This window comes from Paenibacillus sp. Soil522 (assembly GCF_001428245.1).
Lineage (GTDB): Bacteria > Bacillota > Bacilli > Paenibacillales > Paenibacillaceae > Pristimantibacillus.
This window is the reverse complement of record NZ_LMRV01000110.1, coordinates 155303-171545: the sequence shown is the minus strand read 5'-3', so window position 1 is coordinate 171545 and position 16243 is coordinate 155303. Positions and strand designations below refer to the sequence as shown.

Annotated in this window: 14 protein-coding genes and 1 riboswitch; of the genes, 3 read left to right on the top strand and 11 right to left on the bottom strand. The window is 51.2% G+C overall.

Annotated features, from left to right (window positions below):
- Window positions 1–11: 11 nt before the first annotated feature.
- From purF to purS, 4 genes are read right to left on the bottom strand one after another with little or no spacing between them, the layout of a single operon-like run.
- The gene (purF, locus tag ASG81_RS29045; protein ID WP_056643165.1) at window positions 12–1493 is read right to left on the bottom strand and encodes an amidophosphoribosyltransferase; all 1482 of its coding nucleotides are present in this window, start codon (window positions 1491–1493) and stop codon (window positions 12–14) included.
- Window positions 1478–3721, bottom strand: coding sequence for a phosphoribosylformylglycinamidine synthase subunit PurL (purL, locus tag ASG81_RS29040; RefSeq protein WP_056643162.1), 2244 nt, complete (start codon window positions 3719–3721; stop codon window positions 1478–1480). The genes purF and purL overlap by 16 nt, the downstream gene beginning before the upstream one ends.
- Window positions 3699–4394, bottom strand: a complete 696-nt coding sequence (gene purQ, locus ASG81_RS29035; RefSeq protein ID WP_056643159.1) for a phosphoribosylformylglycinamidine synthase subunit PurQ — start codon at window positions 4392–4394, stop codon at window positions 3699–3701. Before purQ ends, purL begins: the two co-directional genes overlap by 23 nt.
- A 4-nt stretch (window positions 4395–4398) precedes the next feature.
- On the bottom strand, window positions 4399–4644 hold the full coding sequence (gene purS / locus ASG81_RS29030) for a phosphoribosylformylglycinamidine synthase subunit PurS (RefSeq protein ID WP_181426155.1): 246 nt from the start codon (window positions 4642–4644) through the stop codon (window positions 4399–4401).
- Window positions 4645–4868: 224 nt separating this feature from the next.
- Between purS and ASG81_RS29025 the strand changes: the two genes are divergently transcribed.
- Window positions 4869–5099 (top strand): hypothetical protein, encoded by a 231-nt coding sequence (locus ASG81_RS29025; protein WP_056643153.1) that lies wholly within the window; start codon window positions 4869–4871, stop codon window positions 5097–5099.
- Window positions 5100–5336: 237 nt separating this feature from the next.
- Here the strand turns inward: ASG81_RS29025 and ASG81_RS29020 are convergent, their stop codons facing one another.
- From ASG81_RS29020 to purE, 4 genes are read right to left on the bottom strand one after another with little or no spacing between them, the layout of a single operon-like run.
- Window positions 5337–6236, bottom strand: coding sequence for a phosphoribosylaminoimidazolesuccinocarboxamide synthase (locus ASG81_RS29020; protein WP_056643151.1), 900 nt, complete (start codon window positions 6234–6236; stop codon window positions 5337–5339).
- A gap of 15 nt (window positions 6237–6251) precedes the next feature.
- Window positions 6252–7547, bottom strand: a complete 1296-nt coding sequence (gene purB, locus ASG81_RS29015) for an adenylosuccinate lyase (protein ID WP_056643147.1) — start codon at window positions 7545–7547, stop codon at window positions 6252–6254.
- A gap of 7 nt (window positions 7548–7554) precedes the next feature.
- Window positions 7555–8730: a 5-(carboxyamino)imidazole ribonucleotide synthase gene (gene purK, locus ASG81_RS29010; protein ID WP_056643144.1), complete on the bottom strand. Its 1176-nt coding sequence runs from the start codon at window positions 8728–8730 to the stop codon at window positions 7555–7557.
- The gene (gene purE, locus ASG81_RS29005; protein WP_053377464.1) at window positions 8727–9212 is read right to left on the bottom strand and encodes a 5-(carboxyamino)imidazole ribonucleotide mutase; all 486 of its coding nucleotides are present in this window, start codon (window positions 9210–9212) and stop codon (window positions 8727–8729) included. Before purE ends, purK begins: the two co-directional genes overlap by 4 nt.
- Window positions 9213–9559: 347 nt before the next feature.
- Window positions 9560–9659: riboswitch (purine riboswitch) on the bottom strand.
- Window positions 9660–10162: 503 nt separating this feature from the next.
- On the opposite strand from purE, the gene ASG81_RS28995 reads away from it, so the two are divergent.
- The gene (locus ASG81_RS28995; RefSeq protein WP_056643138.1) at window positions 10163–11440 is read left to right on the top strand and encodes a LysM peptidoglycan-binding domain-containing protein; all 1278 of its coding nucleotides are present in this window, start codon (window positions 10163–10165) and stop codon (window positions 11438–11440) included.
- 329 nt (window positions 11441–11769) lie between these two features.
- Window positions 11770–12450, top strand: a complete 681-nt coding sequence (locus tag ASG81_RS28990; RefSeq protein WP_056643135.1) for a GGDEF domain-containing protein — start codon at window positions 11770–11772, stop codon at window positions 12448–12450.
- A 67-nt stretch (window positions 12451–12517) separates the two neighbouring features.
- On the opposite strand, the gene ASG81_RS28985 is transcribed toward ASG81_RS28990, so the two are convergent.
- The 3 genes from ASG81_RS28985 to ASG81_RS28975 all read right to left on the bottom strand — a co-directional run bounded on the left by ASG81_RS28985 (window position 12518) and on the right by ASG81_RS28975 (window position 16089).
- Window positions 12518–13087, bottom strand: coding sequence for a nitroreductase family protein (locus ASG81_RS28985; RefSeq protein ID WP_056643132.1), 570 nt, complete (start codon window positions 13085–13087; stop codon window positions 12518–12520).
- Window positions 13088–13217: 130 nt separating this feature from the next.
- Window positions 13218–14213 carry a peptide-methionine (S)-S-oxide reductase MsrA gene (msrA, locus tag ASG81_RS28980; RefSeq protein ID WP_056643129.1) on the bottom strand — a complete coding sequence of 332 codons (996 nt, stop codon included), beginning with the start codon at window positions 14211–14213 and terminating at the stop codon, window positions 13218–13220.
- Window positions 14214–14334: 121 nt separating this feature from the next.
- The gene (locus ASG81_RS28975; RefSeq protein WP_056643126.1) at window positions 14335–16089 is read right to left on the bottom strand and encodes a stalk domain-containing protein; all 1755 of its coding nucleotides are present in this window, start codon (window positions 16087–16089) and stop codon (window positions 14335–14337) included.
- Window positions 16090–16243 lie beyond the last annotated feature (154 nt).

Sequence of the window (16243 nt, the reverse complement as noted above, 5' to 3'; positions counted from 1 at the left end):
CATTTATGCTGTTAACAGCTGCAGCTCTTATCCGATTCTTCATTAACCGGCGTTGGGTAATCGTTATCGAAGCAAGCTAAACACATGCCGCGATTATACGCACCGTCATTGCCGCCAACCGAATCAACAAAACCTTCGTTGCTTAAAAAAGATAAAGAATCCGCATTGATTTGTTTCCGTATTTCTTCGACAGTACGGTAAGAAGCGATGAGCTCCTTACGGTCTGGCGTATCTATGCCGTAGTAGCAAGGGTTTTTGAAAGGCGGCGATGTAATCCGCACATGCACCTCAGTCGCTCCCGCTTCACGAAGCAGGTTAACGATACGAAGCGACGTCGTGCCGCGTACGATCGAATCATCGATCATGACGACGCGCTTGCCTTCTACCACTTTACGAACGGCGGACAGCTTCATTTTTACGCCCTTCTCGCGAAGCTCTTGAGAAGGCTGGATGAACGTCCGGCCGGTATACTTGTTTTTGATCAAGCCAAGCTCGTACGGAATTCCGGTTTGCTCCGCATAACCGATCGCTGCCGAAATACTCGAATCGGGAACACCCGTTACAATATCGGCATCAACGAATGATTCCGACGCAAGCTGACGCCCCATCCGTTTGCGCGCCATATGAATGTTAGTGCCATTAATATCACTGTCCGGGCGGGCAAAATAAATATATTCCATCGCGCAGGTCGCGCGGCGTTCCACTTTGGCGTATTGATCCACACGCATGCCGTTTGCGTCCAAAATAAGGAGCTCTCCCGGTTGAACGTCGCGCTCATATACCGCGCCGATCGTCTCGAACGCACAGGATTCGGATGAGAATACGTAGCCGTCTCCGATGCGGCCCATTACGAGCGGACGCAAGCCGTGCGGATCAGACGCAACGAGCAGCTTGTCATTCGTCATAATAAGGAATGCAAAACCGCCGATAATACGCTGCAAAGCTTCCTTGGCAGCCGTCTCGAAATCCTTCGGCGAGCGTGCGATGAGATGCGCGATTACTTCCGTGTCGCTGGACGTTTGGAAGATCGAGCCCGACATCTCCAGCTCATTTCGAATTTCAGGAGCGTTTACGATATTGCCGTTCGTAGCAACCGCAAGGTCACCGTCACGGTAGCGGAAAATGAGCGGCTGCGCGTTTGCAAGCTTGCTCTCCCCTGCTGTCGAGTAACGAACGTGACCGATGGAACGGTCGCCGGCCAAAATGTCGAGCTTATCCTTATCAAACACTTCTTTCACGAGACCCATGCCGCGGTGATACGCAAACTTGTTGCCGTTCTTCGTATCAACCGTACAGATTCCCGCGCTTTCTTCACCGCGATGCTGAAGCGCATGAAGACCATAATAGGAAATGTTGGACGCTTCGGGGAGATTGAATACCCCGAACACGCCGCATTCTTCACGCAGTTTATCAAAAATATCGTCACGGCCAATGCCTTCGTTATAGTGATTTCCCGTCCACAGCAAAGGCTCCTGTCTTATTTCATCAGACATGGAATCGCATCCTTCCAGACCTTCTCCAGTTGTTGTACCGGCGCCTGAATGCCGGATTTTCCATTTACGCTTATGGTCAGGCTGCTGCCTTTAACATTACCGATTTGAGCATGAACAACGCCTTGCTCTGTAAGCCATGCTTGCAACGCTGCCGCTTGCTCCGGTTTAGCCGACAGCAAGATACGGGATTGCGATTCGCTGAACAAGAGGTGATCAGCGCGCAGATCAGAAGTTAAAGCGACTTCTGCGCCAAGACGTCCGCTGATGCAGGATTCTGCGACAGCAACCGCGATACCGCCCTCGGACAAGTCATGCGCCGATGCTACGAGACCTTTTTGAATAGCGCCAAGCACAGCATCAAGAACCTTCTTCTCTGTAGCCAGGTCAATCTCAGGAGGACGGCCGGCAGCAGCTCCTTGCAATACGTATTGCAGCTCGCTTCCGCCAAGCTCCGCTTTCGTCTCGCCAACGAGAATAATAACGTCGCCTTCTGCTTTAAAGCCTTGTGTTGTAATGTGATCGATGTCGTGTACGAGACCAACCATACCGATAACCGGCGTCGGGTAAATTGCACCCTTCGCATTTTCGTTGTACAAGCTCACATTACCGCCGATAACCGGGGTATTCAAAATCACGCAAGCTTCGGACATGCCGTCAGCCGACTTCTCAAGCTGCCAGAATACTTCCGGTTTCTCCGGATTACCAAAGTTCAGGTTATCCGTTACGGCAAGCGGCTCTGCGCCCGAGCAAACGATGTTACGTGCAGCTTCCGCAACTGCAATTCGTCCGCCTACTTCAGGATCAAGATATACGTAACGGCCGTTACAGTCCGTCGTCATCGCAAGCGCCTTGCGCGTGCCGCGAATCGTCACGACTGCCGCATCTGAGCCCGGTTGAACGGCTGTCGATGTACGGACCATGTAATCATACTGATTGTAAACCCACTCTTTGCTGGCAACCGTCGGGGAAGCCAAAACCTTCTCCAGAGCGCCAGTCAGATCGGTTACTTCGTCGTACGCCGCTGTGTCTACCGCTGCATTTTCGCTGTAGTAAGACGGCTCTTGCGAAGGCTTGTCGTATACAGGACACTCGTCAACGAGCGCTTTAACCGGCATATCGGCAACCTCTTGCCCTTGATGGAACAAGCGAAGACGTCCGTCATCCGTTACTTTACCTACTTTGGCGCAAATAATGCCCCATCGGTCGAAAATTTCTTTCGCCTGCGCTTCATGCTGCGGCTCTACGACGAAGAGCATACGCTCTTGCGACTCGGAAAGCATCATTTCATAAGGCGTCATGCCTGTTTCGCGCTGCGGCACCTCATCGAGGTAAAGCTCCAGGCCGTTACCTGCTTTGGAAGCCATCTCTGCGCTGGAGCAAGTAAGACCCGCCGCTCCCATATCTTGAATGCCAAGCACGATGCCGGAATCGATAAGCTCAAGAGTCGCTTCCATAACAAGCTTCTCCATGAACGGATCGCCGACCTGTACCGCCGTACGCTTCTCTTCGGATTCCTCGGAAAGCTCAACGGAAGCGAAGGTAGCGCCGTGAATACCGTCGCGGCCGGTTGCAGGACCTACGTAAAATACCGGGTTGCCTACACCTTTAGCGACACCTCGCTGAATTTTATCATGATCAATAAGACCGACACACATCGCGTTAACGAGCGGATTGCCCTCGTAGCTTTCGTCGAACATGACTTCGCCTGCTACCGTCGGAATTCCGATACAGTTACCGTAGCCTGCAATGCCGCTTACGACATGCTCGAACAAATATTTGACGCGTTCATTCTCAAGACGACCGAAGCGCAAGCTGTTCAGCAAAGCGATTGGACGGGCGCCCATGGAGAAAATGTCGCGAATGATGCCGCCCACGCCAGTAGCAGCGCCTTGGAAAGGCTCAACCGCAGATGGATGGTTATGCGATTCGATTTTGAATACAACCGCTTGGTTGTCGCCGATATCGACGATGCCCGCGCCTTCGCCCGGCCCCATCAGAACGCGAGGTCCTGTAATCGGGAATTTCTTCAGGATCGGCTTGGAGTTTTTGTAAGAGCAATGCTCTGACCACATGACGCTGAATACGCCAATCTCTGTGTAGTTAGGCTGACGGCCCAGGAAGCCGCAAATCAGCTCATATTCGTAATCGGATACGCCAAACTGGCTGTAAATCTTTTGCTCGGCAATTTGCTCTGCCGTCGGTTCCTTAGCCGTTAACTGCTGCGCCATGTTGTTCCCTCCATGCATTCAAAATCGATGTAAACATACGTTTGCCGTCTTCCGAGCCGAGCAATTGATCGATCGCGCGCTCCGGATGCGGCATCATTCCTACTACGTTACCCGCTTTGTTGCTAATCCCCGCGATGTTCTCTACGGAACCGTTCGGATTCGTGTCGCCCGCATAGCGGAAAACGATTTGGTTGTTCGCTTTTAGCTCAGCAAGCGTTGCGTCGTCGCAATAATAGTTGCCTTCGCCGTGAGCGATTGGTATATTGATCATTTCGCCTTGCGAATATTGGTTTGTAAATGCTGTGCTGCTGTTCACAACTTCAAGCTGCTCCTGCTGGCACACGAATTTAAGTCCGTTGTTGCGGATCAATGCGCCAGGCAGAAGGCCAGCTTCCGTCAAAATTTGGAACCCGTTGCAAATGCCCAAAATATACTTGCCGGCTGCAGCCGCTTTTTGCACTTCGCTCATAACGGCTGCGAATTGCGCGATCGCGCCGCAGCGGAGGTAGTCGCCGTAGGAGAAGCCTCCCGGAACTAGAATCGCGTCATATGCGGACAAGTCCGTAGCTGTATGCCATACATAGTCAACCGACTGGCCGATCGTGTCTTCGACAGCTTTATAGCAATCGATATCACAGTTGGAGCCAGGAAATACGAGTACCGCAAACTTCATCGCCTTATCCCTCCAGCTCAAAACGGTAATCTTCTACAACCGTGTTCGCGAACAGCTTCTCGCACATTGCTTTGATGCGTACTTCCGCTTCTGCGCGGTCAGTTGTATCAAGCTCAACTTCCAAATATTTGCCGATGCGTACTTTTTCGACTTCGGAGAAGCCGAGTGTGTGAAGCGCGCCTTGTACAGCTGTTCCTTGTGGATCCAAAACGTTTTGCTTGATGGTGACGTAGACGGTTGCCTTCATAATAGCCTCCTGAAAATGTGAGTTTTTCTCGCTGCAGATTTATGGAAATGTGATGGCCGCTCGGGCGCGGGGGTTATTGCCTTCGCCGCTTTCGAAGCCGGGAAATTTTGATTACACGCTATGCGGTAATTTCCCGGCTTCAAGAAGCGATCGCTGTCGCTCTGCGGCAACAACTCCCCGCTCTCTGAGCTCACACATTTTCATAAAACCCTACGCGAGGGTGGTCGGTGAAGCAATTTGGGGGCGGCCGCGCTATTGCTGGCCGCCTGTTGATTGTACAGCCTGTGCTTGCGCTGGCCGCTTTGAAATTTATGGGGTGCAGCAGCGCTCTCGCTGACTGCCTGCCTTGCTGCAAGCAATATGGCGCCCCTTTGTCAGCGCCGTCGCTTTCGCTTGACGTTGTTTATGTTGAACTCAGCCTGCTGTGCGAGCTAAACGTTCCTTGGTTGCCCATGTAGATTAGCGGTATATGTTGGCGTTATTTAAAGTGAAGTTGCTGATTAGCTGAGATTAGCGGTCATTTGAGGCGTTATATGGCTCGTTTCGGCGTCCTAGCTCGATTTTGTACCAAATAAGGCCGTTAATTACCGTTACTTCACTAATCGCATACGCTGCTTAAGGAATAGCGCCTTTATTTACCGCAATTCAAGCCGCTCATGCCGCTCAACGAGCGGCACGTGCTTTGAGAGCAGCCATTACGCCAGCTCAACGCCAGTCAGACGGCGGTAGATGTCACGGTAGCGGGCCGTCGTTTCGGCTACTACCGATTCAGGCAATGGCGCCGGCTTGCTGTCGCGGTCCCAGTCGGAGCCGAGCAGGTACGTGCGCACCGGTTCTTTGTCCATGCTGTCGATCTCGATGTCCAGGGCGTAGTTTCCTTCGGCCCAGAAACGAGAGGAATCCGGCGTAAAGATTTCGTCGATCAGGATGACTTTACCGTCAATTAGTCCGAATTCGAATTTACAATCGGCAAGAATAATTCCGTGCTCGGCGCAATAGCCGTGAGCAAATTCGTACAGCTTGATGCTGCGGTCGCGCAGCTCTTCAGCGAGCTCAGCGCCGACCATTTCCGCCATTTTCTCGAACGGGATGTCCTCGTCGTGGCCTACGTCGTTTTTCGCTGCCGGCGTGAAGATGGGCGCAGGAAAACGTTCGTTTTTGCGCAAGCCAGCCGGAAGCCCAATTCCGTTGATCGCAGACGTTTGCTGGTATTGTCTCCAACCGCCGCCCGTGATATAGCCTCGAACGACACATTCGATATCGATACGCTCCGCTTTGCGCGTAACCATAATACGATTTTTCAGCAGCTCGGGCTCCGTTACGAGGTCGCCAAGCTTCTCTACATCGGTATGAACGACGTGATTGACTTGAATATCGGCCGTTTGCTCGAACCAATAAGCGGATAGCCGGTTCAAAACGTTGCCTTTGTCGGGAACGGCCGGGTCAAGCACGTAGTCGAACGCGGAGATGCGGTCGGTTACGACGATCAGGAGATGCTCGCCCAGATCGTAAAGCTCACGGACCTTGCCTTTGTAAATTAGCGGAGCTTTAATATAATCGACAGCCGTCGATAGTGCTTGCGTTGGTGCAGTCATCAGGCCAGCCTCCCCTTAGATCAATCCCAAACGTGTGAAAATCGTATTGACATGCTTCAAATGCCATGCCGGATTGAAAGCATCATCGATTTCTTCGGCAGTCAGCACGCTCGTAATTTCCTCGGTCTCGCCGATGATATCGCGGAATTGGCGTTGGGTTTCCCAAGCCTGCATCGCGCGCGGCTGCACCGTGTCATAAGCTTTCTCACGGCTAAAGCCCTTATCGATCAGCTTTGTCAAAACGCGTCCCGAGAACGGTACGCCGTATGTCGCTTGCATGTTGCGCTTCATGTTTTCCGGGAACACAGTCAGGTTGTTGATGATATTGCCCAAACGGTTCAGCATGTAGTTAAGCAGCATCGTTGCATCCGGCAAAATAATACGTTCAACGGACGAGTGGCTAATATCGCGTTCATGCCAGAGTGTTACATTCTCATAAGCTGTGACCATATGTCCGCGAATAACGCGGGCCAAGCCGGAAATGTTCTCGCAGCCGATCGGGTTGCGCTTATGCGGCATTGCGGAAGAACCTTTTTGACCTTTCGCGAACGGCTCTTCGACTTCACGGAATTCACTCTTCTGCAAAGCGCGGATTTCGGTTGCGAATTTGTCGAGCGACGAAGCGACTAGCGCCAATGTCGCCATATATTCAGCATGACGGTCACGCTGAAGCGTTTGTGTCGAGATTGGAGCGGCGGAAATGCCGAGCTTCTTACAAACGAACTCTTCAACAAATGGATCGATGTCTGCGAAGGTTCCTACGGCGCCGGACATTTTACCGAACTGCACGCCCTGAGCGGCATGGTGGAAACGCTCCAGGTTACGCTTCATTTCCTCGTACCAAAGCGCCATTTTCAGACCGAAGGTCGTTGGCTGCGCATGCACGCCGTGCGTACGGCCCATCATTGGCGTATCTTTGTATTGCAGCGCTTTGTTTTTCAAAATTTCGATAAAACGCTCGATGTCTTTGACGAGAATTTCGTTCGCTTGAAGCAGCAGGTAGCCGATCGCTGTATCCACAACGTCTGTGGAAGTCAGGCCGTAATGCACCCATTTGCCCTCCGGGCCCGCTTTCTCCGATACAGCGCGCGTAAACGCGATTACGTCATGGCGGGTATCCTGCTCGATTTCGTAAATGCGGTCAATGTCGAAGTCAGCGGAAGCGCGAAGCGCCACTACGTCTTCCTTCGGTATAGCACCCAGCTCGGACCAAGCCTCGCATGCGCAAAGCTCAACCTCCAGCCATGCTCTAAATTTGTTTTCCTCTGTCCAAATCTCTCTCATTTCCGGTCTGCTGTAACGCTCTAACATTAATTATTCACACCTTCCAAATAGTTGTTTCTTCAATCCAGCTAAGTGCAGCGTCCGTATTCTCTGCCAGAACGTTGACATGTCCCATCTTCCGCTTCACAACTGCTTCCTTCTTCCCGTACAAATGCACCTTCGGCGACACCTTCAGTCGCTCAGCCGATTCATCAAGGCGTCCCATCCGCGCAAGAAGCGGTTCAACATGCTGGCCGAGCACATTGACCATTACGACCGGACTCATCAGCGTCGTATCGCCAAGCGGCAGATTGCATACGGCGCGAACATGCTGCTCAAACTGCGACGTCCGGCAAGCCTCCATCGTGTAGTGTCCGCTGTTATGCGGGCGAGGCGCAAGCTCGTTCACGAACAGCTCGCCTTCCGCTGTAACAAACAGCTCCACTGCAATCAAGCCGACTACCCCAAGTCCCTCAGCAATCCGCATCGCCAGCCGTTCCGCTTCACGCTGCAGATCCGTGCTGATTCTTGCGGGAACGATAGACAAATGCAATATATTATCGACGTGTATATTTTCCGCAACAGGGAAAGCTTTTATTTCACCCTGCGGATTTCTCGCCGCTATAACCGATAATTCCTTGTCGAAGCGGATAAACTGCTCGAGCACAAGCTGGACTTTCGCGCGCGAGAGCGTATCGTACGCTTCCTCGATTTCATCTGCGCTGCGGATGACCCACTGACCCTTGCCGTCATAGCCGCCCATAGCCGTCTTCAGCACGCATGGCATACCGAAGGCTGCGACGGCCTCCCGAAGCTCGTCCGTACTGCGAATTTCGCGATACGGAGCAACCCGCACCCCGGCCGCTTCGATTGCTCGCTTCTCGCGCAGCCGATGCTGCGTCGTATATAGCAGCTCGCTGCCTTGCGGCACATACGATTCAGCCATTAGCATCGCTGCCACGCCGGCGTCTACATTTTCAAATTCGTACGTAATGACATCCGAACGCTTTGCAAGCTCACGGGCCGCCTCGCGATTGTCGTAGGCCGCAACGATTTGCTCCGTCACCTGTCCTGCCGGCGAATCCGGCGTCGGGTCAAGCGCGATGAACCGGTAGCCCATCGCACTGCCCGCATTCGCCATCATCCGGCCAAGCTGGCCGCCGCCAAGGATGCCGATCGTGCCGCCCGGCAGCAGCGTCTTCGCCTGCTGCTTGTCCGAATCATTGCTCATAGCGTTTCACTGCTTTCCAGCACTTCCTGTTTGATGCGCTCGCGGCGCGCTTCCACGCGCGCTTGCACCTCCGGATCGAATGCTCCGAGCATTTGCGCTGCAAGCAGTCCCGCGTTCGTTCCGCCCGCATTGCCGATCGCAACCGTTGCTACCGGAATACCGCCCGGCATTTGAACGATGGAGAGCAGAGAATCAAGCCCGCTCAAATTCGATGATTTCACGGGAACGCCAATAACCGGCAAAATCGTCTTCGCAGCGACCATGCCGGGTAAATGTGCAGCTCCGCCAGCCCCGGCGATAATCACCTTAAGCCCGCGTTCTACTGCAGTTTCCGCGTATTCAAACATTAAATCCGGCGTCCGATGCGCCGAAACGACCTTTTTCTCATAAGGAATTTGCAATTCCTCCAGAACGTCGCAGGCTAGTTTCATTGTATCCCAATCCGATTTGCTGCCCATGATGACGCCCACCTTCGCAGACATGCGATCAAACCCACTTTCATATATAAGATGATAAACCATTTAAACCAGCTAAATGACTTAAAGCAACAAAAATAGAAAAAGCCCGCCAGCAACCATATTATGGAGGATGCCGCAGGACCGGAGCGGAAGCGTAAGGAACTGGCCTGCATTCTTGCGAATCCGAGGCCAATCAAGCTTCACTTCGATGAAACCTGCAAGCTGCGCCGCAATGCCCGGGAGACAACAGTAGGCTGCCCCGTAAGAGAGGCAACCTATGTCCAATTGAAAGGGCATCTATATGCTGAGAACTTGCTTTATGGAGATCCGAACCTTGCTATCGTCAGCCGATTCATGAGGCTCGGTCTCGCTTGTCGTTTCATCTTGCTCGTAGTCCGAAAATTAAGGTTTCCGGGTAGAAACATTCGGGCCTTATCCCAAATATATACGAGATGACTTTAAATGAAATTAATTAGAAAATAATCATTCCGTCTCAAACCTATTCTAGTTTATCTAATCCCCAAACTACTGTCAATGAAATACGAACATTAAAAGTGAATGTTCTATAAAGGTTCGTTTTTTTAAATAAAATAACCGGAAATTCAGTACTGTATACCCAAAATAAGGTGATTCACCTCTTGTCATTCGACTTACAAACCGTATTTTTTATGCGCGCCGCTATTCTTGCATGCTGCGAACCCGTTATTTCTTTCCTATTCCCGTATTATTCCCATTACTCGCCATTACTTCCCCTTCCTGCTGCATTTTTTTCTGCCCAAAATCCAGACGGCTTCAACCTGAAGCCGAAGGCTTGTGAAAGTGCTCTGGATCATAAGCCGTTCCTTATCATTTAACTGACTAGGAACAGTTCTTTTTGAATATGGTTATATTGGAGAGTTATTGGCATACGCAGCGAAAAGGCGACGAAGCCGTGCAGGCAATAGGTTTGGATTCGAAAAGGAGGTTCGGCAAGGGTGCAAATTCATGTCGTGCAAAAGGGCGATTCGCTTTATAAACTTGCTCAAAAATACGAAGTCTTCATAAATGATATCGCTGATGCGAACGAAATGGACGATCAGAATATGCTCGTCATCGGTCAATCGGTTATTATTCCGAGTGAAGTAAGCCGCCATAAGGTACGTGCAGGTGAAACGCTGTGGCTGATCGCCCAGCGATACGGCATTACGCTTCAGGAGCTGGTTGCGGCGAACCAGATCGCCAATCCCGCCCTCATCCACCCCGGACAGACGATCGAGATCCCGCAGGCTGCACGGCCAACGATCGAGGTCAATGCTTACACGGAGAAATTCGGGCCCGCCGGCATTGAAATCGTCGACGAATTCGGCCCATACTTAACGTATTTAAGCCCTTTCAGCTACCGCATACAGGCGGACGGCACCTTTGCGGTTTTAGATGATTCAGCCCTTATCCATAAAGCCTGCGAGAAGCGCGCGGCTCCGATGATGGTCATTTCAAATTTCGAAAATGGCAATTTCAACCCGGAAATCGCTCATGCCGTATTGGCTAATCCCGCTCTTCAGCAGCAGCTTATCGCAAACATTCTCGCGACGATGAAACAAAAAGGCTATCGGGCGCTCCATGTTGATTTCGAATACGTGCCTCCCGCCGACCGCGAGCTGTATAACGTTTTCTTGCAAAATCTCGTGGACAGCCTGCATCCGCAAAATTATCTCGTATCCACCTGCCTCGCCCCAAAGCTTAGCGCCGGTCAGAAAGGCACGCTCTACGAGGCGCATGATTATGCGGCACATGGCCGAATCGTTGATTTTGTCGTGTTGATGACCTACGAATGGGGCTGGGCCGGCGGCCATCCCATGGCCGTTGCCCCGCTCAATGAAGTCGTTAAAGTGGTGAGCTATGCCCTTAGTGTTATGCCGCCGCAAAAAATCATAATGGGCATGCCGTTATACGGCTATGATTGGACGCTGCCATATGTGCAAGGGGCGAAGTGGGCGTCAACCGTCAGTTCGAAAGCAGCGGTGAACCTTGCTAACCAATACGGTGCGAACATCAAATACGATGCCGAAAGCCAATCGCCCTATTTCAACTATTATGATAAGGAAGGCCGCGAGCATGTCGTCTGGTTCGAGGATGCCCGGAGCGTACAGGCCAAGTTCAACATCGTAAAAACATTCCATTTGCGCGGCGTCAGCTACTGGGTGCTCGGGGTTCCGTTCCCGCAAAACTGGTATGCGCTGCATGCAAACTTTACGATTAAAAAGCTTGTTTAAATTTCTCTATTTACATAAACAGGGATTCTGGTTATCACGGATAACCGGCATCCCTTTTTTCTGTTTTCTCTTATAGCAAACCTGACTGTCTTGCAACCCAAGCAATCGACAAAAAATATAAACAGCTTAAAGGATTTTCGGGAAATATGTCGAAATAAATCGTAATCATCGCAAGCTAGGAAAAATGACCTACTTTGGTTGGCAGTGGCATCCCCCGCAATTCATGGTCTGTGGGATACGGAGGACAGAGCTATTCTAGTCGATTGAGATATTTAGCAATACCCGCAGACATGCTCAAAGTACATACATGGGATAGGGGATGGTCATTCATGAAATACACCGGTAGAATAGGGCTGCCGATACTGGCATTCATCAGTTGGATGTTCTTAATCTTCTATTCAAATCTGGCCTATGGGAACATAGACAACATCTATATTGCATGTGCAATACTTTACATTACATTTGGTTGGTTTTTAGGCAAAAACTATGATATTGCGAAGTTTTATTCAGAGAAAGATTTTCTGACCCAGAGCTATACCCGGAGATATGCCTTGAATACATTGCCTAAGCTTCTAGCAAAGATGGACCAGAAAAAAAAGCAATTAAGTTTATTTGTCGTGGACGTAGACCGCTTTAAACAGATCAATGACAAATATGGGCATAATATGGGGGATAACGTTTTAAAAAGTATTGCTGCGCTTTTTAAAGGCTGTACAAAAAAACCGGTTTTTGTTACGCGTTGGGGCGGAGATGAATTTCTTATTGTTGCCCCCTATACAAATAAAATGGATGCTTATACGATTCAAAGTAAAATTGAGGCGCAATTGCTGGAATTGTCGATGAAATTTAATTTAGAGCTTTCTCTATCGATAGGCGCTTCTGTTTATCCGAATGATGCGCTGGAGATAGATGAATTGATAACGATAGCAGACAAAAATATGTATGTCATAAAACATGAAAAGTCATATCAACAAAAATCGGAATTAGTAACTACCGCTCCTATCCGATAACTGCTATAGCCGGCAAAGGGTGCCCCGGAAGTCATAACGACTTACTAGGCACCCCTTTTTTCATTTCCTACACCAGCCATACCGTCTTCGCAGTAGCTGGAATACGCTGCGGCTGTGGCGCTGTCATGTCCGGATAACCGATATAAATAAAGCCTACGATATGCTGCCCGCCGCTAAGCCCGAAATTTTCTTTCATAAGCGGATGATACATCGGATCACCGGATCGCCAAATCGCGCCAAGTCCATTCGCATGCGCTGCGAGCAGCAGATTTTGCACCGCTGCTTGAGCGGCGGCAAGCTCTTCTGCCAGCACCGCGCGCGGATCATCCGAAGGCGAGCATACGGCAGCAATGACGACCGGTGCCCGGTACGCTTTCATACGCTCCTTTGCCAAACGCTCCTCAAGCGTCTGGCCGCTCAGCTCAGGAACAGCTGCAGCGGCTACGCGCGCGTAGCCTTCACCAAGCCTTGCTCTTCCTTCACCTGTCATGACGATAAACGACCACGGCTGCGTATTATGATGACTGGGCGCCCAAGCCGCCGCGTCGAGCAGCCTTTCAATAAGAGCGCGATCAACCGGGTCCTTCTTCACTCTCCCTATCGTTCTCCGTGTGCGAATCGCTTCTTCAACGTTCATTTTCCGCATCTCCCCGATTCAACAACTTTATACCCCATCTCATCACTCCAAGCGTAAACGGCTGTCGCCGTCCTTTGGCGGCAACAGCTCGTTTCACGGTGAAATATAAGCTTATTTATAAATGTGAAACTTATAAATTCTTATATTTGAACAAATGCAGGTACTCGCCGTACCCTTCCCGCTCCAGATCAGCCTTGCCGACAAACCGCAGCGATGCGGAGTTAATGCAGTACCGGAGTCCTCCCGGCTTCGGTCCGTCATCGAACACATGGCCGAGATGGGAATCGCCCTCTTTGCTGCGAACCTCAACCCTTACCATATAATGCGAAGTGTCCGTGTGCTCTGAAACGGCCGATGCCTGCAGCGGCTTCGTGAAGCTCGGCCAGCCGCAGCCCGCATCGTATTTGTCGCGGGAGCTGAACAGCGGCTCTCCCGAAACGATGTCCACATAAATGCCGTCCTCGGTGTGATCCCAGTATTCGCCGGTGAACGGGCGCTCCGTCCCGTTGTTTTGCGTCACTTCGTACTGGACCTGTGTCAGGCGCTGTTTGAGCTCTTCCTTATCCTTCTTAATCGTCCAGTTTTGCGCTATAAATGCGTCGCGGCCCGAGCCTTTGCGGTACATTTTGTAACGATAAGGATTTGTTTTGTGGTACCCCTGATGATAGTCCTCTGCCGGATAAAAGGTTTGCGCAGGCTTAATTTCCGTCACGATCGGGCGGTCGAAGCGGCCGCTCGCCTCAAGCTCCTGCTTCGAAGCCTCGGCCAGCTCACGCTGCCTCTCATCATAATAGTAGATGCCGGTCCTGTACGATTCGCCACGGTCATGAAACTGACCGCCTGCATCGGTCGGATCGATTTGCCTCCAGAAAATATCCAGCAGCTTCTCGTAGGGGAATATTTGCGGATCATACGTAATTTGTACAGCCTCCGCATGACCCGTTGTCTCTGAGCAAACCTCCTGGTAGGTTGGGTTTACCGTGTGTCCGCCCGTGTAGCCGGATACGACAGAAATAATGCCGGGCATTTCTTCGAACGGTGTAACCATACACCAGAAGCAGCCTCCTGCGAACATGGCTTTTGACTCTATTCGGCTCGCGCCGTTATTGTTGATTGGTTGATCCATACTGATCCCCCTCCTAATTGGTTCGATTCATAATTAACATCTCTATTATACATGACGACGGACGCCGACAACAAAAAAAGGAGGACCGCCGCCCGTAAGCGGCGCATCCTCCATACGATTGTTAGTCAAAATTCGAGCCTGGAATAAATACGAATAATATCGGTAATGAGCTTGCTCCCGGTGATGTATATTTGATCGTCACCTCCGGCGGTGCCTGTAATCCTACAGCGCCCTCCGGCTTCTTCTGCGTATAAATCAATGCCCCTTCGCCAAGGTTCAAATGCCCTCCTGTCGGCACGGCTACAACCTTCCCGTTTACGGAAACCGCGCCTTGGAAAATGCCCGCGCGCGGGTTCAAAATAATCCGGGTTCCATATGCGACATCCTTGAGCCTGACCGTCGTAACAGCTCCGTATTCGCCTCCGTTGTAAGTCAGTCCGCCGGTCAGCGCATCCTCGCCTACCATGCTCGTTCCACGGCTGCCGATACGGAGCTTGCTCTCCTTAAGGCCAACCGTCTCCGTTACATCTATATACTGGTCCGTATCAAGAAATAAGCCGCGATTTCCGACCTTCTCCAGCTCCTCCAGCATAAACACGGAACTGAGCCCATCCGTCGTCTCTCTCAGGGCCATCGCCGAAAAGGTTAACGGGCCATCCATATCTACGTCCATCAAGCCGGAAAAACCTTCATCCGGATTCATAATGATTTTCTCCAGCTCAGGCAGCAGCACTGCTGATGTGCCCGGCTCCAAGATCAGCTCGCGCGGCGCGCTCCCCGTTAAGTATCTCGTCACCGCAGCGGAACCGAATTGCATCGCGTTTACGCTTGGCCCCGCCAAGCCCCGGTTGCCCAGCGTTAGCTTAACGGTTTCACTTTGTGTGTTCGTAACGATGACAGCCAGCTTCATCCTCTCTTGCGTACCATTCCGATGGTGAAGGAATATACGGCTCGGACTGTCCAGCACATCCTCATATAAGAGGCCTTCGCCGAAAAACCGCTCCGGCGCATTGGACATGTACAAGGTTGTGTGTCCCTTAGTCTCAAACGTAGCAACCTCTTTAAAGGTATTCATCAGCTTCGCGTCTAACGCGAACTTGTCGCCCGGATTACCGTAGCGCATGTAGTATTCATAAGGCGTATACATCACTTCGTCGATAACGTTAATTATTTGCTCTTTTTTCTCGCTCCAAGTGCCTTCATTATCGTAAACGGATTGCGTAACCGTATAAAAGCCCGGTTCAAAATACGCGCTCTTGCGTCCTGTCCATTCCGTCTTGATGATCTTGCCGTCCGGATCGTAGCTAAGATCCTCAAATTCCACTGGCTCGCCAAGCCTCACCTCAAGCGGCGCCTTAAAATCCGCTACCGGAGCAACGTTTGGATCCGGCTGAATCGTTATGCTTATTTGCTTAAGCTGCGCATTGAACACATAGCCTGCGTTCCACAGCTGCTTAACCGCGGACAAAGGCACGTGCATCGTATCGTTAATCCGCATCGCCGCTGCAGGCAGCAGAACGTAACTGCCGTTGCGGCGGGCGCCGCGCATATTGATGTTAAGCGTCACTTTATTAAAATAGGTATCGATATGAGTGCCCTTATTGTCATTATATACCCTTGCACCTACCGAGCTCGCAATCGTACGAACCGGAATCATCGTGACTCCTTTTACAATCGGCAGCGGCGTCGTCATATTCTGTACCTTGCCATTGAATGTCATTTGTTTCGAACCGTGAACAAATGCCAGATTTACAGGCTGACGCTCCGCTGCATATACCTCTTCCTTCGACCCAAATCCTGTGCCCACAAGTGAAACCAGCAAGCTTGCTGCGATTACTTGCCTGGCCGTTCGCTTAATCCATCTCTCTCTATTCATCCTGTTCTCCTTCCAATTTTGCAGCATGGTCTGCCGCATTCCGTAGGGTTAGACGCAGCAAAGGGAAAGAATGTTCCGCTGAAGTTCAAAATTTACAAGAAATTCCCACATGTCATGGGGGACATCCATTCCTCTCTTTGTTACAATAAGATGA